Origin of the sequence: Ancylomarina sp. 16SWW S1-10-2 (assembly GCF_009669305.1) — a bacterium.
In the GTDB taxonomy this organism is placed as follows: Bacteria; Bacteroidota; Bacteroidia; order Bacteroidales; family Marinifilaceae; genus Ancylomarina.
Genome location: NZ_SADB01000006.1, coordinates 114,994 through 135,445, shown reverse-complemented (window position 1 = coordinate 135,445; position 20,452 = coordinate 114,994). Strand labels below are relative to the sequence as shown.

Sequence of the window (20,452 nt, the reverse complement as noted above, 5' to 3'; positions counted from 1 at the left end):
CTCTTTATGTACAAATCAACATTGGGTTACACATTTACCATTTAGTCTCTTTTATTAACCTTTTAACAACCTTGTTTTTGCCACATCTTTGTAGTGTAATATTTCAACAGTTATTAAGACGAATAAAAATAATATATTAATTTAAAATACTCAAAGATGAAAACAAAGAGAAATGTAAGTATTGTAGCATTATTCATGTCATTATTTATTAGTACAGGAGTAAGTGCTCAAGAGAAGTATTCTGTAGTTAAAAGAGTTGATAATTTTAACCAACCTACAACATTTTATCCTACAAAAGCAACACCTGTAAATGGTGCTATTAACGAAAATGTTGTGACTTCTGCTAAAAGAATTTTGAACCAAGAAAAACCTTTTCTAAAAAAAGGTGTAGTAAAAACTGTAGGAGAAGTTAATTTAAGTGCGTGGCAAATGACAAGTGACGAAGCTGGTCATCCACAAAGTGCACCAAACCCGTTAACTTATTTTACTGCAGGAGCTGCTTCAGACTTACTAACCCAAGTGGAAAGAAGTATACAAATAATGGGATTGAATGTTGAAAATGTAAAAGTTGAAACAGAATTCTTTTTTAGATGGGATGATATTATGACCGATAACTGGTCGGGTTATACCGATAAAGTGGTTACTAATATCGTTGTAAAAAGTAATGAACCAGCCGAAAAAATTAAAGAATTAAAGAAAATGGCAGTTAGAGCTTGGTCTATTGGCGAATCTTTGGCTAACAAAACTGGAATTGATGCAGCAAATATAATTAATGGTGAACATTGGGATGGAAAAGCAGCCCAAGCAGGACAAATTCCTTCGCCAGTTTCTACTGATAATGGTCGTACTATTACCAATACGACTCCAGCTTTAAAATTACAAACAATTGAGGTTAAGCCCGACCTAGATATGGATATGAACAACTTTCCAAAAGAAATGAGATTCTCTGAAGTGGGTATTGCAGAATCGGCTCACGATGCTAAGCGTCCATATTTACACAAATTAAGAGCAAAATCTTTAACCGCACACTACGAAACTTGGGAACTTTATTCTGACGATAGTCGTGGATACGAAGGCATTAATGCAGCACCTACATCAAGAGAATATTTTACCTTAGGAACATCGTTTTGTTTGATGAGTCAATTGACTCCGAACATGATGTATTTCGCAAAAAAGGGGATTAAAATTGATGATTTCGCTGTTGAGCACCAGTTTAATTACAGAGAAAGTAATTTTATGACACCTACAATGACAGGCGAAATGACTGATGTAGTAACTCGAATTTTGGTTAAAAGTGATGCAGATAAAGAATTAGCAAATCAGTTTGCAGTTCAAGCTCTTCGTTGTTGTTTTGCTGGAGAGGGAATTGTGCAAGAAACTGAGATGGAAACAAGTATTTATTTGAATGGAAAGCTTGTAAAATAGTATTCCAACAAATATTTATCATTAAAATGACCTATTTGAGATTATCGTCTCAGGTAGGTTTTTTTATTTAAAGAAGCTTACTGAGTTTAAACAAAAAAGCTCTCTTTATGTACAAATTAACATTGGGTTACACATTTACCATTCCTACTCTTTTATTAACCTTTACTTAGCTTAGTTTTCATCACATCTTTGTAATGTAATATTTCAAGAGTTTAAAAGATGAACCAAATTATACAAGAGATGAATTATACAACACTATTGGATAGAGGAAAAGCTTTGTTATTGTGGATTTATAAGAATTTCACAAATAAATTTACAGCTCCTTTCAGTTTACTAAAAGATAGGTTTCCTATAATAGATAAATATCCTGTATTAAAGTACAGTTTAATTCCTGTGCTTATTGCCTTGATTTTTGCAGTTCGCTATATCCTTAAATTTGTTATTAACGAATTAGCTGCATGGACTTCTGGTTTTGTGGGCGAAACAGCTGGTTATTCCATCTCCGAAAGAACAATTGTACTAAGCATTGTAGCTGTGTTTATTCTTGTGCGTGTTGTTTTGAAAATAAGGAGCCAACAAAATAAAAATAGTCAACAAAAAGAAATTTCATAAATAGCACTCAATTTCGTTGAAAAGTACCAGATTATCATGAATTAGTTACCTACTAACTACAAGCTTAATCGATAGTTTTGTTTCGAAATAAATTATTGAACTCAACAAGAAAAATCTTAAAAAATATAAAAATGAATACAAAGAAAAACCGGAGTCGTAAATCTAAGATTACAGTATCCATATTAGCCATTTTACTTGTAATAGCCTCAATAGCCGCTATTATTTGGTTTAGAATGCCAAGTGAGCAAAGAAACATGGTGTCGTTTATGATGAAGAGCGGAGCGAACTATGATAATTATCAAGAATATCAGACTATTGGTAGAAATAAAATAGCGCCACAAACGACCTCTTTTAAGCCAGTTGTTGCCAAAACAACAGATGATGATTACAACAGTAATGTTACTGTAATCACAGAAATGGTACGTAATGGAAAATCAAAAATGCTTAAAAAAGCCATGGTGCAGCCCAATGGTACCAATGGCTACTTAGGTTGGCAATTGATTGCTGATGAGGGTTTCGAGGAAGGTGTGAATAGTTTTGGTCCTTCACCTCTTAGTTATCTAACAAGTGGAATTGCTGCTAATTTGCATACACAGATTATTCGAGCAGCTAAAGTTCTAAATATTAAGCTAGACAATGTAAAAGTGGAAGTTTTGAACAAATTTCACTGGGATGATATGATGTCGGCTAAGGGAGCAGGATTTTTAGATGAGACTCATACAAACATCATTATCGAAAGCAGTGAATCGGAAGAAGCAATCCAAAACTTGAAAGAAATTGCTTTAAACTCGTGGACTGCAGGAGAAGGTTTGAGAAATGCCACAACAATTAAACCCTCTTTAATTGTGAATGGAAAAAACTGGGACAATTATCGTGCGACTCCTGGCACAACACTTACCGATGAAGCTTATGTAGATGGACTGAAAATAAGTCACATTACTGATGGGGCAATAAAATCGAACTACATAGAACAGGTTGCTAAAGGTATTGGTGATCAGTCAATGGATGATATCTCAAATTTGGTGTTTGAAATATTAGCCATCTCCGAATCGGCAGAAAATCCTGATAGACCTTATCTAAAAAAAGTTACGGTATCTTTTAATAGTGCAGGCTCAGAAACTTGGGAGGTATATTCCGACGAAATAAATGGAACTGATGGAATTCCTATGGCTCCAACATCTTTGGAATATGTAACAGCGGGAACTGCATTATGCCTTACATCACAAATGACACTGGTGTGTGCTATGTTGGATTTGGACTTTACTGATTTTCGCGTTGAGCAACAAATTGATTATAGAGAGGAAAATGTAAATTCTATTGAAATGGCTGGCTTTGCTGATGTGGCTCATTCAAGTATTATGATTGAATCGGATGAATCGGATGAAAGATTGAACCGTTTCTTCCAACAATCTCTGTCGATGTGTTTCGCAGGTGAAGCTTTTAAGGGAGCTACAGATATGTACACTCACTGTTACTTAAATGGAAAAGAGATAGACTAATGTTATAAAGGTTCAGTTTAAAATTGAATTTGAAATAAAAAGAGTAAAGAAATTTAGAATCACATTAGGTGTTTCTTGCTAAAATAGAAGACAAAATATTTACAAAATGAAATACGACGTAGTAATAATTGGTGGTAATCCTGCGGGAGGAGCAACAGCAATGTCTGCAAAAATGTTGCACAAAGATAAATCAGTACTAATTATTAAAAAAGAACCAAAATCGCTTGTTCCATGCGGTATTCCTTACACTTTTGGAACGCTTAAAAATATAGACGATAATGTAATTGATCCTGAACGTATTAAAAAAGGAGGGATGGATCTTCTTATCGATGAAGTAACAGCAATTGACATTGATAATAAACAGATAAATTTAAAAGGCAGTGAACCTGTTTCATATGATAAATTGATTGTAGCTACAGGTTCTGAACCTTTTGTGCCACCAATTCTAGGAGCCGATTTAGAAGGTGTGGTTACTATTCGTAAAGAGCTAGAATACATTAAAACAATTCAGCCGAAATTAAAGCAAGCTGAAAATGTTGTTGTAGTAGGTGCTGGTTTTATTGGTGTTGAAATGAGCGACGAGCTTAGTAAAGTCTGCAAAAATGTGACGCTTATTGAATCGATGGATTCTATTTTACCACTAGCTTTCGATAACGAAATAGCTGAACCAGCTGTAAGTGTTCTGCAAAATCATGGTGTAAACATTCGCACAAATACCATGGTCGATAAAATTGTAGGCGAAAATGGAAAGGTACGTGCAGTAAAACTTAAAAGTGGTGAAGAAATTAAGGCAGACCATGTCATACTAGCGATTGGTTATAGATCGAATGTTGCGTTGGCAAAAGAATGTGGTATAAATATTGGTATTTACGGTGGTATTATCACCGATAACTACATGCGTACAAATATCAAAGATATTTTTGCTGTAGGTGACTGTATAGAGCACCGCGATTTTTTTACCAATAAAGAATCGAAATTGATGTTGGCCTCAACTGCTGCTTCTGAAGCACGCGTTGCGGGAATGAATTTGTTTGGTTTACGTATTATTCGACAAACCAAAGGCAGTATCGCCATTTTTTCAACCTCGCTTGATGAAGTATCAATGGGAGCTGCAGGGCTTACCGAAAAACAAGCAAAGGCCGAAGGGTTTAAAATAATTATTGGTCAGAATAATGGGGTTGATCATCACCCAACAAGCTTGCCCAATACTTCGAGCCAAATTGTTAAACTTATTTTCTCAGAAGGAAGCGGCGTAATTTTAGGGGCTCAGATTATTGGTGGCGATTCAACCGGTGAAATGATAAATATGCTAGGGCTAGCTATTCAGAAAAATATGACAGCATCAGAATTAGCATTAATGCAATATGGAACACAGCCTAAACTTACGGCTGGTCCTACAGCTTATCCTATTGCTGTAGCTGCTATGAAAGCTGTTGACAAAATGTATTAAAAGTAATTTTGTGCTAGCTAGCATTAAATAAAACGACAAGAATATTATTGATTTAAAAATCCTGAAAGCAAAAACGTTTCAGGATTTTTTTTTATTATAAAATAAAAGAATATCCTCCGTTGAAAAGTACCATAAATTCCTCATTTAGCACCTTACTATCACTCTTTCAGACTCTTATTTTTGTAGGGTAAGTATTTCTTAAAGCACATTAATAAGGTGACAATTAAAAACGGAGGTTAAAATGGCAAAATCGAATGCAAAAGATCCCTTATCGGGAGGTCGAAGAGATTTTATGAAAAAGTTAGGTTTAGGAGTTGGTGCTGTTGGTTTTGGAGCCGCTGCTTATGCTTCTGGATTTAAAAATCTTGATAAATTGATGGAGTCTCCTATAGCGGAACGAAATTTACCGTTCTGGGTTAAGGAAGTAGATGAGCCTACTGTGGAAATTGATTGGGAAAACATGGAAATATTTCATGGTCCTGAAAATACATTATTTAATCCCGCTTCTTGGGAGAATCCTAACGATTATAAGGAAATATACGATAGAAATATTGCATCAACAAAGAAAAATGTTCAAGATAATGTTCCTGGTCTTTCGTTAAAAGATAGAGCTTTGGCTGATGCCAACTGTTGGGGTTGGGGAGGCCGTTCAGGTGCTGATTTAGCTCCACCTTGGACAGGTTCAGACGTAAAGGCAAATGCACAATGGGAACATCCTACTATGTTTTATACGCCTGAAGATTATGGCGTGCCTAAGCATGAAGCTACACCTGAGGAGAATTCTAAAATGTTGAGAACAGCCGGAAGAATTATGGGGGCTGCTGATATGGGATTTGTAAAACTAGACGAAAGAACGAAAAAATTACTCTGGGGCAAAATCACTTTCGAAGACGTTGAGAAAGGATATGCAGAACCAGAAAAAAACAAATATGTTTTACCAAATAAAGATTTATGGGCAGTATGCTCATTAGTACCGCAATCGTTATGGATGCAGCAATACTCAGAGAGAATGAGTTGGGCATCTAGTAATACCATGAGTTATTCTAGAGCTAATATTTACGGTAATAGATTGAGTGTGTTTTTAAGAGGTTTAGGATATCAAGCCTATGGCGGAGATACCGAGTCTGTTGGACGATTAGTAGGTTTTGGCGTAATGGCAGGATTGGGAGAATATGGTAGAGCAGGTATATTGGTTAGTCCAAAATATGGAACTGACATAAGAACTGTAATGGTTACCATTACTGACTTGCCTTTGGCTGTTACAAAACCGATAGATGCCGGTATCACTAAATTTTGTGAAACTTGTAAAAAATGCGGAGAAATGTGTCCATCTGGTGCCATTAGTATGGAAGACAAACCATTCTGGGGAGGTGGTGCAGCCTATCAAGCAAAAGGAATTAGAGGGTGGTATATGGATGCCAAAAAGTGTTATACCTATATGCTAGGAGGTGAACCAGATTGTAGTCGCTGTCAAACCGTTTGTCCTTTTACAAAATTTGATGATGCGGTAATACATGATCTAATCAAATTATCAATCGGATCTGCGCCTGCATTAAATTCAGCAATTAGAAACATGGACGATATATTCGGATATGGAAAAGAGCCAGATCTAAATGAAACACCTTGGGATCTTGACCCAATGGATATTCCTCTTTACGGTTTAGATAAATCACGTTCATAAATTAAAGTAGAAACAATATGAAATTAATTAGTTGGAATTGGTTCTGGTATGTTTTGGTAGGTTTTTTAATGGGTGGCGGAGCTGTAATGATATGGCACATCCTAAAGAATTTTAAATTAAAACCAGTATGGTTTGAGTGGATTTTGTTGATTCTGTGTTTTATTACATTCATGTTTATGAGTCAAACCTTTATTGCATCTTTTCAGGAATATGAACCACAAGCAGCATGGCTTTCACTTGTTTTTATGGGAATACCAATATTACTAATGGCTGTAGTCGTATTTAGATCCTTAAACAAGCGATATCTCAAAAATAAAGGAATTGTTTAATATGCAATACCGCAGTTTTATATAATTTTTTATCCACGAGGCAAGCCGAATAGACAAGCCTCGTGGAATTCTTTTAATTATAGAAAAGAGATAGGGTGTTTTCACTAAAGAAATTAATATGATAACAACAATAATTAAACGTCTTTCAACACAAATAAAACTTATTAAGTTAGAAAAGGAAGCTAAGGATACTTATACTTTTAAATTTTTAGTTCCCCCAAATATTAAGTGGACTTTGGGTTCTTATGCTCATTTTGTATGTTCAGACTTGCAAAATGGAAAGAAATTTAAAAAAGATCTTCTAAGAGAGCTGTCAATTATGAGTCATCCCGATGAGAATTTCATTGGGTTTACAACTCGAATTCGTGAGAATTCTTCAGAGTTTAAAAGTACCATGTTGAACCTTAAGCTTGGTGATGAAATACGGATATTTAAAATTGGGAATCATTTAAAAAATATAGAAACGGATAAGCCAATTGTTTTTATAAGTATGGGAGTTGGTATAGCAACCTTTAGGCCTATTATCCACGAGCATATGAAATCATCTAAAGGCTCATCTATTACAAATATTAATATCGACCGTACTGGTGATTTTGTGTACCAGCAAGAGCTTGAAAATTTATCTAAGGATAAATTAAAAAACGTATTTGTAACAAATAGAAGTGATTTGTACAATGAAATAAATCAATGTCTTGATGATGAAGCTAATACGTATTATGTTGTAGGTTCGAAGGAGTTTAATGAAACAACAAGGAATTTTTTACTTAAAAATAAAGTTTCTAAGAAAGCTGTTTTTTTAGATAAGTAATACTATCACATTCAACTTTTGTTTTAAAGATGGATTAAAAATAAGGCAAATTTTAAACGGCGAATTATAGCTGAAAAATTAGATGAGGAATTAAGCATAAAGTAAGGAGTCGTTCTTGTTGACGAATTACCAAGTGATGCTTGTAGAAATTGTATTGATACTTGTCATCGTTATGCCATACTTAAAGTGATAAAATAAGACTAATTATTATGAATAAATCTGCGAACAAAATACGCTTTACGATATACGCAATCGCTTTGATTCCTCTTATTCTTCTATTGGGAACGGGAGTTGTTTTGCTAAAATATCATACTGGATCACCTTTAGAATCATCTGTTATGGGATGTAATGCGCATTTTTGGTTTCCATTTCATAAGCTAACAGCGGTAATATCTACTTTTTTAATATTGCTCCATCTTTTTGTGAAAACCGATTGGGTAAAAAACTTATTCCTATTCAAGCTGAAAGGCGGGTTTAAAACATCGAATATAATCTTATTCATTGTATTTCTTTTTTGCTCCCTATCTGCACTTAGCTCTTGGTTAATTTTTGATGGTGATGATATGGCAGAATTTTTAAGGGGAATACACAATAAATTAGGACTCTTACTAATTGTAATGTTTGCTATCCATTTATGGAATTATAGGAAAGTGATAGTCTCCCAAGTGAAGAAATTGAACTGACACAAAAGAAGAATAGTGGGCAATTGAAGAAATTATGTGTTTTGTATAATTGTTGATAGCCTAAATTATAATGTAATTACAATGTGTAATAAAAAATCAAATAAAAAGAAAGTAGAAACATGGTTAGCTATTATTGCCATGTTACTGATAATTGTCGCTTGGTTTGTTGGAGGACAATTGGAGAATGCAGATGTTCTTTCATCGATTAAGGCAAAAATGCCTAAAATTGCCAAACTAGAAGAGGTTGAAGAATCAACTTACAAGATTTCTGACTCAAACGAAGAAAGCTTAGGCTATTTAACTGTAGAATCATATATGGGCTATGGTGGCCCGTTGAAAATGGCTGTTGCTGTTGATGAGGATGGAAAAATATTTGATGTTGCCGTTATTAACTCCAAAGAAACGCCTTCGTATTTAAAAAAAGTTTTGGATGCTAAATTCCTTCATAGATTGATAGGTAAATCATATCAAGAGGATTATTCACTTGGTAAAGGAATAGATGGTGTCTCAAGTGCGACTTATTCTTCACGTGCCATAGTAGAAGCCTCAAAAAAAGGAAATCGATTTGTTGCGGCTAAAATTCTTGGTTTTGATGTTCCAAAAGCAGCAAGTTCATCCTTAAAATTTGGTACTCCCGAAATTATTTTGCTACTACTTTTTGCAATGGGATATTTCGCTCATAAAAGTTCATTTAAGTATACAAAAATTGCTCGGTGGGGAACTATGCTTATAGGTTTATTTGTACTCGGATTTTTTTACAATAAACCTTTTACTCTTTCCATGATAAACCAATTGCTTTTGGGCTATTTTCCACCCTTATATTCTCAATTATATTGGTATTTGCTGTTGGGTGGAATTTTTCTCGCATTAACTGTTGAAAATAAAAATCCGTACTGCTTGTGGTTTTGCCCATTTGGTGCCGCACAAGAGTGTATGGGGATGGTTGGGGGTGCTAAACCCAGATCAACAGGGAAATTTAAAAATATATTTAAATGGAGCTTAAGAATAATAATTTTATTTGCGATTCTTACTGCTTTACTATTGCGGAATCCGGGCGTGACAAGTTACGAAGTGTTTGGTACTTTATTTAAGCTAACAGGAAGTGGTTTGCAATTTGCCATATTAGGCATCGTTTTGGTATCATCCATGTTTATTAAAAGACCGTGGTGTACTTACTTATGTCCAATGGGGCCAGTAGTCGATCATTTTACTTTCATAAGAAAACTGATAACAAATAAATGGAAAAGCAAAAAAGTAAACGCGTAACAGAATTTATTGTAATAGCTGTAGTAATCGTCTGTTTCTGTCTAGTTATTTTTCAACTAGAAACAACTATTCAAAATGAGTTGAATGTACTTTTTTAAGTAATGATTCAATATAATAACTAACCAATTAAATAAAAACCTATTATGAAACGAAAATTACCTATCCTTAGCCTATTATTGCTTATACTGACTACAGTGAGAACCTATAGTCAAGAAACTGCACATTATTCACCAGGAGTACAAGGGCTTAAAGTAGCCTCACTTCCGCCTCCTGGATTTTATTATATTATGCATAATGTATATTACTCAGCAGATGATTATTATGATGGAAATGGAGATAAAGCTGATATTGATTTTGACTTAACTGTATTTGCAAACGTTCACCGTTTTCTATATGTTTGGGAAGATGTACTTTGGGGTGCAAATTATGGTGTACATCTGCTTGTGCCTACAACTTTTACTGATATTAGCATAGGTGCATATGGTGTTAATGATAGTAAATATGGTATTGGAGACATTGTAATTGAACCGATAATGCTGGCTTGGAATAAACAAAAATTTGATGCAATTGTTGCTTTAGCAGGCATAGCACCAGTAGGAAGTTATGATATTACCGAAGCAGCTTCGCCAGGGAAAAGTTTTTGGACGGGAATGCTAACGTTTGGTGGTACCTATTATTTTGATTCTCATAAAGCTTGGCACGCATCTATTTTGAATAGATATGAAATACACGGTGAGAAAAAAGATTTTGATGTAACTCCTGGAGATGATTTAACTTTTGAATGGGGAATTGGTAAAACAATAGTTTCTAAACAAATTTGGGGTGTTGGAGTTTCAGGATATGCGCACTGGCAATTATCGGAGGACAAAGGAAGCGATGTGCTTTATGATGCAAGTGTAAAAGATAGAATATTTGCAGTTGGTCCAGAAGTAACCTGTTATATGCCAAAAGCAAAATTGAATCTTGAATTTAGAGGTCAGTTTGAATTTGGAGCAGTTGATAGACCACAAGGAAGAAAAATGTGTTTATCTCTGTTTAAAAATTTCTAATAAGTTGTTATAATTCACATTAACACATTCATACATTATTGTATGGATGTGTTTTTTGTTAAAGCTACTCCTCATTAATAAATACGTAAAATAGTTTCCCTTTTTAATCATTGTAAAAATTAAATCGTTTTTGCTTAGCAGTTATCTCAAATGTATTCTTATTTATCTGTTTTAATCAATTTAATTAAACATGTTAAAAGGCTCTTTGTCTTATTATTCTTATCTATTTTATAACCCTTGTTGTTAGTTTAGTGCATATGTTTGGGCATTATCATAAGTTTTATCAGAGAAACATTTTCCTAATTTCTATTGTTGTCAAACATTCTTTCGATACAATTCTTTTGACTAATATTTCTGTTATTATTGTGTTATGCTAGTAGTTGGTTTTTTCTGACTACAAATGCCATCTACTCTATTTTTAATTCAAGTTATGTTTGGACTCAAAAAAGCTATAGGAAGGGAAAATAATGAACAGGTTACGGTCAATGTTTTTCTCCTTCAAAACGATAAAAGATAAATTTTCATTAAGTTTTTTTATTTAAAAACAAATGTGATTTCTGCTTATTAAAAAGGTGGTAACTATTGCGCCATATGGCATAATTGTTCAAAAGTGCACGCTAGATTCAACTAATAGATCAGAAATGAACACCTACGAAAACGTTTTAAATACATTTTACGGAAACCTTTGCGAGGCGTAAAGTATTGGTATGCAGGGTTTATTTCGTTAGAATTATTATAAATAGGAAAGTGTGCTGATTTTTGGCATTCCTATTGAATAAGGAATTTATGAAAATCAGCTAAACATTGTGCCTAAACATAAAATATAAGAAGATATGAGTGAACTAGATTTTTTTCTGGATAAATCGAAACTGGTTGGCAATGACAATCAAATTTTGTCCTCCACTGAATTCTTAACCTTTTTAGAAAAGGAGGATTTTGAATATGTAAATGTGCCAAGTTTTAATCAATTGAAAGATGTACAAGCTGGAGAAGCAGGTATTAAAAATGCCCTTGTAGAACTTGATTATGCCATTGCGGAGACAGGAACAGTTGTGATTGATAGTCTTAATGAAAATAAACGCTTGGCAACTTGTTTGGCAGAAAAGTTATTTGTCGTGATGCCAAAAAGTAAATTGGTTTCCCGTTTAAATGATGTGGCCGATTTTATCGAGGAGAGAACTTCTGATATGGGCGGCTATGTTGCTTTTATTACCGGTGCTAGTAGAACAGCAGATATTGAGCGTGTTTTAACTGTTGGAGTTCACGGGCCAAAGGAGATGACAGTTATTATTTTGAACGATTTATAAGAAGAAACTATGGGAATTCAAGATAAAATACAGGAAAAAGTAAACGATGAGATTTTGCATAATAACCTGAAAGGTTTTGCAACATCATATAAGGCATCTAAAATAAATGCCTATAAAGGACTAGACTTTGAAGCTCTAAGAACAAGAGTTCATGATATAAAAGACAGGGACTTAAGCAAGGTAATGGAACAATTCAACTTGTTTAAAGCGAATGTTGAAAAGGTTGGTTGTAAGGTTTTTCAGGCAAATACTGGTGAGGATGCTTGTAAATACATCGCTGATGTAATGAAAAAGCACAACACCAAGTATATGGTGAAGAGTAAATCGATGACATCGGAAGAGATTTTACTTAACCATTATCTAGAGAAAGAAGGTTTGCATCCAATCGAAACAGATTTGGGAGAGTGGATTCTTCAGTTGGCTAATGAACATCCATCACATATGGTTATGCCAGCTATTCATAAAACCAGACAACAGGTTGCGAAGATTTTTGCTGATTATACAGGAGAAGAGGTAGATCCTGAAGATATTACGGGAATGGTTTTAATAGCTCGTCGATTTCTTAGGGAAGCTTATTTTAAAGCAGGTGTTGGAATGACAGGTGCTAATTTTGCTGTAGCAAAGACAGGTTCAATAGGTTTGGTTACCAATGAAGGAAATGCTCGTTTATCGTCAACAGTTCCACCAGTGCATATTGTTTTGGTTGGATACGAGAAATTATGTGATGATTTTAATCAAGCTTTAGATATTGTTCGAGTGTTACCAAAAAGTGCTACTGGACAAATCATTACGTCATATACGACTTGGATTAAGGGTAGAGTGCCTTCTCATAAAAATGAAGATGGTGTAAAGGAGACTCATTATGTGTTTTTGGATAATGGTCGTTTAGCATTTTTAGAACATCCCAAGTTTAAAGAAGCATTAAAGTGTATTCGTTGTGGTAGTTGTGCCAATATTTGTCCAGCTTACGAAATGGTAGGTGGTCATGTTTATGGTGATCGTTATATTGGTTCTATAGGATTGATATTAACTGCTCTTTACCAGGGTGATGCTGCTGCTAAAGATATTTTAAAAATGTGTATTGGTTGTCGTGCTTGTAGTTTTAATTGTCCTGCTGGCATTGATTTACAATCTTTAATTTCGGAATTGAAATTAGTTGTTGGAAAAAAATATGGCATCAATCCTATAAAGGAAAAAGTCTTTAAAAATGTGGTTGCAAAACCAGAGAAGATGAAATCTCTTTTAAGTTTAGGAGCTTCTTTCCAATTTCCTTTAACGAAAACTAATAAATCAAATGGAGAAAAAATAATTTCAAAGGTTCCGTTGTTGCCTAAAGAAATGGATTTTAGAAAATTCCCAGCTTTGTCTTCTAAAACATTTACTAAGCTTTTCCATAAGGATGGCTATGATAAATTTACTTCTAAGCGAAAGGTGTTTTTCTATCCAGGTTGTGCCATAGAATACTTTTATCCTGAAATGGGATTAGCTATGGTTAAATTGCTTAATAAGAGTGGTATTCAAGTTGATATTCCTAAGTCGGCAGCTTGTTGTGGTATTCCTGCAATTGCTTCGGGTAATCCCGATAATGCAAGAACAATGATATTTAATACCCTTGATAGATTAAACGACGTAGAGCAGTATGAATCCTTGTTAGTTCTTTGTCCAACATGTGGGGGAGCTATTAAACATGAGTTCTTAGATTTTACGAGTAATGATCCCGATCGTTACAAAAAGGCTGTTCTATTGGGAGATATGGTGACACCATTTGGAAAGTTTTTAGAGGATAATAAAATTCATTTCAAAGTAAAAGGAAATAAAACGGTCACCTATCATACACCTTGTCATGATGAAAGATCATTGAATTATTCTGCGGAAGCATTCCTTTCATCAGTACTTGGTAAACAATTTACTCACCTTACTGATACGAATGTTTGTTGTGGTTTTGGAGGAACATATTCTCTCGACTTTTCAACGATATCGAATGGTATTCTAGATAAAAAAATAGAAAATATTGTGGCAAGTAAGGCCGAGATATTGGTTACTGATTGTCCGGGATGTGTGATGCAAATTAATGGTGGCTTAATGCATAAAAAAGTGCCTGTAAAAGTGCTTCATTTGTCCGAGTTTATTGATAAATATGTGGAACAAATTTAAAAGTAAATTGTAGTAATAACGGTCATAATTATTTGTTTATATATGCTTATTCTTTAATTAGAAGCAAATACATATAATGCCGTTGTTATCCATTTTTGATTTACTTTTGTTAATCATTTCTGTGAATTGATATATTTATCATGTATCTATTCATTATTTGAAATGGCACATGAGATAACTGTTTAATACAAGAAAGAGGGGGTCCATAAATATATAAGTTAGCACTGAGCGTCATCCTGAATTTATTTCAGGATCTCGTTATCTATGGTAGAGATTCTGAAACAAGTTCAGAATGACGGATACTTTTATTTATGTACACCCTCTTTATTTTTTACTACAATCAATTTCCTTCTATTTGTAAAGATTAGCTGCTATTCCTTTTAAATCCTCTTTGCCTTTACAGTTAGGATATTTTTCATCCATTTTACTGATAAATTCGTCAGAAGAAACTGCTTTTGAAGCGATTTTCTTCATATTCTTTAAATACTTTATTTGAAATTTTAAATCTTCAACACCAGCTTTTCCATATCCATGTGATCCTAGCAAGAATGTATATCCACCTCTTTTTGCTTTTAGAGCATCAGCAAGAGCGCCATCAATTGAGGCTTTGTTTTTAATCTGATTTTTTGATGCATGGTAGCCTTTCGCTGGCGCAAAATGTTGATAATAGACATTGTTACCAATAGCTATATTTACACCAGGCATACCAGGTAAAGAAGTTGGTTTAAGCGTATATTTTACATCGTCAACGGTAAAAATTGTAGCTGCAACAATCTCTTCGTCGAAGGCTACAATCTCCGTATCCATAGCACCTTTAAAAGCCTTATCGAAGAATCGTAACATACCCTTTGCTGCATCCGACTTTAAAAATTCAGCCATTGGTTTTGTGATAACCTTGTGTTCATTTTTATAAACCTTTAAGCCTGCTGGGTGAAAGGAAACCAATACTTTTTCTATAGGTTTACCCAACTTTTCGGTATAAGCAACAAATTCTTCCACTTTGCCTTCGAATGCTTGAGGTTCGATTACCACAAGACTATTTTCGCCCTCTACAATAAATGAAACATCTGCCATGGCATCAAAAGAGGCGTAGGTATGTAGGGTGAAGTTTTCAAACTTATTTGTTGTAAAGTTTGCTTTGGGTTGCGCATAAGCTGATAGTGAAATAGCAAATACGAATAATGATAAGACTAAATTTTTCATCTTTTTATTACTTTTAAAACCAACGAGCTAGTTGTTTAGTTATCTAACTCGTTGGTATTTATTTTGTAGTGAAGTTTTTTTTGAAGACTTCTTAGCTTAAAACAATTTTTACTGATTCGGCAATTGAAGTCGTTGGTCTTCCTAATAGTTCGGAAAGCTGTTTGCCATCATCAAATAAATCATCTTTAGATGCACTAACATCCCAACTTGCCAAACCCATGGCTAAACCTTCGGGTAAACCGATGTTTTTAAGTATGTTGGCATATTCTTTTTCAGGAATGTTGTTATAAGGAATAGTTTTCCCAGTTTGTTTTGAGATTTCAGCAGCCAAATCGGTCAATGTATAAGATTGGTCTCCAGCTAATTCGTATGTTTTACCTTTGTTGGTTTCATCGGCAATTACGATAGCAGCTGCCTCCGCATAGTCAGCACGTGGAGCCGATGCAATTTTACCTTGGTCTGCACTTCCTAAAAATGCACCGCCGCCAATTGCACCAGGAACCGATGCTGTATAATTTTCAGAATACCAACCGTTGCGTAAAAGGGTATAATCTATTCCTGATTCTTTTAGTGCTTGTTCAGTGCTTTTATGTTCTTCGGCAAGATTTAGACTTGATGTTTCTAAGTGCAAAAGGCTAGTGTAGACAATCCATTTAACTCCGGCCTCTTTAGCTGCATTAATAACATTGGCATGTTGCTCGGCACGCTTACCAAGTTCGCTTCCCGAAATAAGTAACAGACGGTCGATACCTTGAAGTGCTCCATTCAGAATTTCTGGTTTACTGTAGTCAAATTCGCGTACCTCAACGCCTAATGATTTGGCTTTTTCAGTATTACGAGCTAAAGCTACTATGCTTTCTGCCGAAACTCTTTTTTTAAGTTGTTCTACAACGATATGTCCTAATTGTCCTGTTGCTCCTGTAATTGCTATTTTCATAATTATACTTTTTTTTAATGTTGACTATCTTTATTAAAATCTAACACTACAAAAGTATGGTAGGGAGCAAAGGCATAAAAGGTAAAAAAAGGCCCTTAGATGGTAAATTTAAATTTTATTCTGTTTTTGGTAGTCGGAGGGAAGTATATTCAGGTGAGATTTAAAATATTTAGTGAAATTTGTAGGGTCGTCGAAACCAATTTCATAAGCAATCTCTTTTACCGTAAGTGTTGAGTGAACCAATAGACGTTTAATTTCCAAGATGACTCTGTTTTCAATATATTGCTTTGCGGTTGTATTTGTACAGTTTTTTAATGCTAAGTTTATTTGTTTTGGCGTAACATTAAGCGTTTTGCAAATATCTGTAACTCGTAATTTGTAGTTGACGTTCTCCTCCAATATTTTTCTAAACTTCAGGTAAAGCGTTAACGATTCGTTGCATACAATATCTGTTCTTTTTCGTTTATTCCTTTCAATTTGAATTAGGAAGTTTTTAAGCAAATTGCGCTGATATTCGGCCGAGTCAAAAGCCGTTCCTTTTTGCTGCTCGGTAATCATTTCTTGTAAAAGGGTATATACTTCTTTGTTTGCAATATGGCTTTGCGGATTAATGGTATGATTAAAAATGGTATAATCGTATAAGTAATGATAGTCGAATTCATCTTTAACCAGAAAATCAGCCGTAAATAGTATTGCATATCCCTTAAGTTGAGGATTGGAATAATAACGTTGAACTTGTCCTAATGCGACAGGAATAACCGTGTTTTCAGAATAGGCAATTCTTTCGAAATCAACCTCATGTATGCCACGTCCTTCGGTAACGACAATAATTTGATAAAAATTTAGGCGATGTGTTTCAAATCCTTTTTCATTGGAAAAATTAAGAATCCTTGTTAATGGGATAATCTCTAAACCTAAATTGGATTGTTTGTTGTTAAAATCATATTTAGAAATAATTGACTCAGCCATAATTTGTTACGGTTTTTTAATTTGGTTAAATATGATTTTAAATTCTACTTCTCAATCTTGGTCTGATTCTTTTCTGTAGGAACGGTTATAATTTAATTTTCTTCCACCTTCAACTCATAATAAGTTGTTTCAGGATCTATCACTCGAGTAAAATTGATGCTTTTATTATTAAGAAGCACAATTTCGGCAGTTGTGTAAATAATATTCCCATCTACCAAATGACCGCCAATGGTGTAGCCAGTGCTATCCGATACGGAGATATGTATATGATTGTTTTCGCCCTTGTCTGCAAAAGTTCCTGTAAGTGAAACAATTTCGTAATGACCTTTTAAATGTAAAAGTGTTTGCTGATTTGCAGGACGAATAGTCAGTTCTCTTAAACTTCCCACACAGGTAGATATTGATGCAGATTGTAACTGTTTCGTTTTAACGAATTTTGCGATTTCTTGTTTTAAATCCATTCCTGGTTTTAAACGTAAGCCATAGCTTTCAACATTATTTTGTTGGCAAGATACCAAACTGATAAAGATGGCGAGAATGAGATAGGTATTCAATTTTATCATAGGTGAATTTTTTAGACCCGTAAAGTTATAAAATATATAACTTTTAGACTTAACAGCGGATATAAAGTTTTATGGGAGAATTCACATCAGTTCATTGGTAACTGTTCTATTTGAAAATTGAGCCTAGATGACATTTTTTTTGGACGAGAGCTATTGTCTTTTTAACTTGAGGATTCTATTACCAAAATATTGCTTTACTGAATTAAAGCCGTGAGTTTTTCCTTGCATAATAAAGCTAAAGGTGATTAATAGTTGTGCTATATTTGTAATACTTAAACAACAAAATGAGTTTTTACAACAAACAGAAACTAAGATAAATGATTCCTAACTACGAGAAAGACCAATTGTTAAAGAACAATTACAGTGAAGACGAATTGAGGTTTTTAAATTTGCTCGCCGAAAAATTCCCTAATGTTCAGGCGGCTTGTACCGAAATTATCAATCTCGAATCTATACTTAACTTGCCCAAAGGAACGGAGCACTTTTTGACTGATATTCATGGCGAATACGAAACTTTTAGTCATGTGTTGCGAAATGCTTCGGGTATGGTACGAAAGAAAATTGATGTTGTGTTTGGTCATATCCTTAGCGAGAAAGAGAAAACCCGCTTGGCCATATTAATTTACTATCCGGAGGAAAAGCTTAAATTGATTACAAACGAGCAGGAGGACTTAAACCAGTGGTTTGGAATTACGCTTCGTCGTTTGATAGCGGTAGCTCGTGTATCGGCCGATAAATATACACAATCGAAAGTGAGAAAAGCAATGCCTCACGATTTTGCCTATGTTATTGATGAGTTGCTGAATGAGCCTAATGCCAAAAAAGAAAAATATTTCGATTGTATTATTCAATCCATTATCGATGTTGATAGGGCCAATCAATTTATTGTGGCCATAAGTAAATTTATACAACGACTATTGATTGATCGATTGCATATTATTGGAGATATCTACGATAGAGGACCCTTTGCAGATAAGGTGATGGATTTGATTCACGATCATTATTCGGTCGATATTCAATGGGGAAACCACGACATTGTGTGGATGGCTGCAGCAACAGGAATTCGTTCTAGTATTGCAGCTGTAATTCGTTTAAGTGCCCGATACAACAACTTGGATACCTTGGAAGATGCTTACGGAATTAACCTAATGCCATTGGCGACTTTTGCAATGAATGCCTATGAGGGTGATTCTTGCAAATCTTTTATTCCCCAAAATACACCTAAAGAAAATTATGGTTCTACGCAGATTCAATTAACGAGTAAGATGCATAAAGCCATTATGGTGATTGAGATGAAATTAGCAGGAGAAATTATACGTCGAAATCCAGAATTGGAAATGGAAGACCGATTACTACTCGATTTTATCAATTACGAGAAAGGAACAATTACCATTGAGGGTAAAGAATATGAATTGAACGACAAAGCTTTTCCTACGATTGATCCTAAAAATCCGTATAAATTGACCAAGGAGGAGAAGGAGTTAACAGAGAAATTACGTTATTCCTTTTTGTATTGTGATAAGCTTCAGAATCATATTAAAACCTTGTTTTCAAAGGGGGGGACATATCTTTCCTATAACTCAAATCTACTTTTTCATGGTTGTATTCCTCTCGACGATAATGGAGAGTTAAAAGAGCTTGTTTTACAAGGTAAAACCTATAAAGGAAAGGCACTTTGCGATCAATTCGATCTGATTTGCCGTCGTGCATATTTTAATCGTGAACACCCCGAAATAACGAGTAAAGATCGAGATTACATGTGGTATCTTTGGAGTGGTGCTTATTCTCCTCTTTTTGGTAAAGATAAAATGACCACTTTCGAGCGTTATTTTATTGATGATAAGAAAGTACATCATGAAGAAAGTAATATGTACTATAAATTGCGTGATGATAAGGATGCTTGTTGTCGTATTTTAGAAGAATTTGGACTCGACCCTGAAGTTTCTCACATCATTAATGGACATATTCCAGTAAAAGTAGCTGAGGGTGAAAGTCCTATAAAAGCAGAAGGAAAACTCTTTGTGATTGATGGAGGTATGTCTAAACCCTATCAGAAAGTAACTGGTATTGCTGGATATACCTTGATTTATGACTCATATAGTCTAATTCTTGCTGTACATACTTCTTTTGAGTCAAAAAGAAGAGCTCTGCTCGATGAAGTTGATATTGTGTCGACACGAAGTCTGATTGAGCACGCTACAACACGAATTCGCGTTGGCGATACCTACATAGGCAATAATATACGTCAACAAATTAAAGATTTGAACAGACTTTTGGAAGCATTCCGAAAAGGTCTTGTGAAAACTAAAATATTATAACAAAAGAAGAGATTTTGGGAATACTTGTTAGATAACTATAATGAGAGTTATTTTTAAATGCCACTTGATTATTCGGGTGGCATTTTTCGAATAGACTAAGGAGCAAATCTTGCAAAGAGTAAAGAAAACGAAATTCTTAAATTGATTAGAAAAAGTAATAGAGTTAATTGAAAACACTTTCAAATAAATATTTAACAGA

General features: G+C 34.3%; 17 protein-coding genes. 13 read left to right on the top strand and 4 right to left on the bottom strand.

The annotated features are described in order from the left end of the window. Positions 1-156: 156 nt before the first annotated feature. The 12 genes from EMN46_RS06600 to ldhH all read left to right on the top strand — a co-directional run bounded on the left by EMN46_RS06600 (position 157) and on the right by ldhH (position 14,263). Entirely contained in the window at positions 157-1,425 is a 1,269-nt protein-coding gene (locus EMN46_RS06600) for an OsmC family protein (RefSeq protein ID WP_154199991.1), read from the top strand. Between the two features lie 219 nt (positions 1,426-1,644). Then, entirely contained in the window at positions 1,645-2,037 is a 393-nt protein-coding gene (locus EMN46_RS06595; RefSeq protein ID WP_154199989.1) for a hypothetical protein, read from the top strand. A 131-nt stretch (positions 2,038-2,168) separates the two neighbouring features. Further along, entirely contained in the window at positions 2,169-3,536 is a 1,368-nt protein-coding gene (locus EMN46_RS06590; protein ID WP_154199988.1) for an OsmC family protein, read from the top strand. Positions 3,537-3,642: 106 nt separating this feature from the next. Beyond that, positions 3,643-4,986 (top strand): FAD-dependent oxidoreductase, encoded by a 1,344-nt coding sequence (locus EMN46_RS06585; protein ID WP_154199986.1) that lies wholly within the window; start codon positions 3,643-3,645, stop codon positions 4,984-4,986. 241 nt (positions 4,987-5,227) lie between these two features. Next, positions 5,228-6,667, top strand: coding sequence for a reductive dehalogenase (locus EMN46_RS06580; protein ID WP_154199985.1), 1,440 nt, complete (start codon positions 5,228-5,230; stop codon positions 6,665-6,667). A gap of 17 nt (positions 6,668-6,684) precedes the next feature. Continuing rightward, positions 6,685-6,996 (top strand): hypothetical protein, encoded by a 312-nt coding sequence (locus EMN46_RS06575; protein ID WP_154199984.1) that lies wholly within the window; start codon positions 6,685-6,687, stop codon positions 6,994-6,996. Between the two features lie 118 nt (positions 6,997-7,114). Beyond that, positions 7,115-7,804 carry an FAD-dependent oxidoreductase gene (locus tag EMN46_RS06570; protein ID WP_154199983.1) on the top strand — a complete coding sequence of 230 codons (690 nt, stop codon included), beginning with the start codon at positions 7,115-7,117 and terminating at the stop codon, positions 7,802-7,804. Between the two features lie 209 nt (positions 7,805-8,013). Continuing rightward, positions 8,014-8,487, top strand: coding sequence for a hypothetical protein (locus EMN46_RS06565; RefSeq protein ID WP_154199982.1), 474 nt, complete (start codon positions 8,014-8,016; stop codon positions 8,485-8,487). 81 nt (positions 8,488-8,568) lie between these two features. Beyond that, positions 8,569-9,753, top strand: a complete 1,185-nt coding sequence (locus EMN46_RS06560; RefSeq protein WP_154199980.1) for an FMN-binding protein — start codon at positions 8,569-8,571, stop codon at positions 9,751-9,753. Positions 9,754-9,896: 143 nt separating this feature from the next. Then, positions 9,897-10,802: a transporter gene (locus EMN46_RS06555; protein ID WP_154199978.1), complete on the top strand. Its 906-nt coding sequence runs from the start codon at positions 9,897-9,899 to the stop codon at positions 10,800-10,802. An 833-nt stretch (positions 10,803-11,635) separates the two neighbouring features. Next, positions 11,636-12,109 carry a lactate utilization protein gene (locus EMN46_RS06550; protein WP_154199976.1) on the top strand — a complete coding sequence of 158 codons (474 nt, stop codon included), beginning with the start codon at positions 11,636-11,638 and terminating at the stop codon, positions 12,107-12,109. Between the two features lie 9 nt (positions 12,110-12,118). Beyond that, positions 12,119-14,263: an L-lactate dehydrogenase (quinone) large subunit LdhH gene (gene ldhH, locus EMN46_RS06545; RefSeq protein WP_154199974.1), complete on the top strand. Its 2,145-nt coding sequence runs from the start codon at positions 12,119-12,121 to the stop codon at positions 14,261-14,263. Positions 14,264-14,614: 351 nt separating this feature from the next. Here ldhH and EMN46_RS06540 read toward each other — a convergent pair whose 3' ends face one another. The 4 genes from EMN46_RS06540 to EMN46_RS06525 form a co-directional block, all read right to left on the bottom strand. Next, positions 14,615-15,466: an MBL fold metallo-hydrolase gene (locus EMN46_RS06540; protein WP_154199971.1), complete on the bottom strand. Its 852-nt coding sequence runs from the start codon at positions 15,464-15,466 to the stop codon at positions 14,615-14,617. Positions 15,467-15,557: 91 nt separating this feature from the next. Further along, complete coding sequence (locus tag EMN46_RS06535; RefSeq protein WP_154199969.1) at positions 15,558-16,403, bottom strand: SDR family oxidoreductase; 846 nt, start codon at positions 16,401-16,403, stop codon at positions 15,558-15,560. 108 nt (positions 16,404-16,511) lie between these two features. Further along, positions 16,512-17,372 carry an AraC family transcriptional regulator gene (locus EMN46_RS06530; RefSeq protein ID WP_154199967.1) on the bottom strand — a complete coding sequence of 287 codons (861 nt, stop codon included), beginning with the start codon at positions 17,370-17,372 and terminating at the stop codon, positions 16,512-16,514. A gap of 92 nt (positions 17,373-17,464) precedes the next feature. Next, a complete protein-coding gene (locus tag EMN46_RS06525) occupies positions 17,465-17,935 on the bottom strand; it encodes a PPC domain-containing DNA-binding protein (protein WP_154199965.1) in 471 nt (156 codons plus the stop codon). Positions 17,936-18,252: 317 nt separating this feature from the next. Between EMN46_RS06525 and EMN46_RS06520 the strand changes: the two genes are divergently transcribed. Continuing rightward, the gene (locus EMN46_RS06520) at positions 18,253-20,253 is read left to right on the top strand and encodes a fructose-1,6-bisphosphatase (protein WP_154199964.1); all 2,001 of its coding nucleotides are present in this window, start codon (positions 18,253-18,255) and stop codon (positions 20,251-20,253) included. Positions 20,254-20,452: the final 199 nt, after the last annotated feature.

Excerpts from the sequence above, each read along its gene's own strand:
- EMN46_RS06600 (WP_154199991.1), top strand. The coding sequence starts at position 157 with ATGAAAACAAAGAGAAATGTAAGTATTGTAGCATTATTCATGTCATTA.
- EMN46_RS06595 (WP_154199989.1), top strand. The coding sequence starts at position 1,645 with ATGAACCAAATTATACAAGAGATGAATTATACAACACTATTGGATAGA.
- EMN46_RS06590 (WP_154199988.1), top strand. The coding sequence starts at position 2,169 with ATGAATACAAAGAAAAACCGGAGTCGTAAATCTAAGATTACAGTATCC.
- EMN46_RS06585 (WP_154199986.1), top strand. The coding sequence starts at position 3,643 with ATGAAATACGACGTAGTAATAATTGGTGGTAATCCTGCGGGAGGAGCA.
- EMN46_RS06580 (WP_154199985.1), top strand. The coding sequence starts at position 5,228 with ATGGCAAAATCGAATGCAAAAGATCCCTTATCGGGAGGTCGAAGAGAT.
- EMN46_RS06575 (WP_154199984.1), top strand. The coding sequence starts at position 6,685 with ATGAAATTAATTAGTTGGAATTGGTTCTGGTATGTTTTGGTAGGTTTT.
- EMN46_RS06570 (WP_154199983.1), top strand. The coding sequence starts at position 7,115 with ATGATAACAACAATAATTAAACGTCTTTCAACACAAATAAAACTTATT.
- EMN46_RS06565 (WP_154199982.1), top strand. The coding sequence starts at position 8,014 with ATGAATAAATCTGCGAACAAAATACGCTTTACGATATACGCAATCGCT.
- EMN46_RS06560 (WP_154199980.1), top strand. The coding sequence starts at position 8,569 with ATGTGTAATAAAAAATCAAATAAAAAGAAAGTAGAAACATGGTTAGCT.
- EMN46_RS06555 (WP_154199978.1), top strand. The coding sequence starts at position 9,897 with ATGAAACGAAAATTACCTATCCTTAGCCTATTATTGCTTATACTGACT.
- EMN46_RS06550 (WP_154199976.1), top strand. The coding sequence starts at position 11,636 with ATGAGTGAACTAGATTTTTTTCTGGATAAATCGAAACTGGTTGGCAAT.
- ldhH (WP_154199974.1), top strand. The coding sequence starts at position 12,119 with ATGGGAATTCAAGATAAAATACAGGAAAAAGTAAACGATGAGATTTTG.
- EMN46_RS06540 (WP_154199971.1), bottom strand. The coding sequence starts at position 15,466 with ATGAAAAATTTAGTCTTATCATTATTCGTATTTGCTATTTCACTATCA.
- EMN46_RS06535 (WP_154199969.1), bottom strand. The coding sequence starts at position 16,403 with ATGAAAATAGCAATTACAGGAGCAACAGGACAATTAGGACATATCGTT.
- EMN46_RS06530 (WP_154199967.1), bottom strand. The coding sequence starts at position 17,372 with ATGGCTGAGTCAATTATTTCTAAATATGATTTTAACAACAAACAATCC.
- EMN46_RS06525 (WP_154199965.1), bottom strand. The coding sequence starts at position 17,935 with ATGATAAAATTGAATACCTATCTCATTCTCGCCATCTTTATCAGTTTG.
- EMN46_RS06520 (WP_154199964.1), top strand. The coding sequence starts at position 18,253 with ATGATTCCTAACTACGAGAAAGACCAATTGTTAAAGAACAATTACAGT.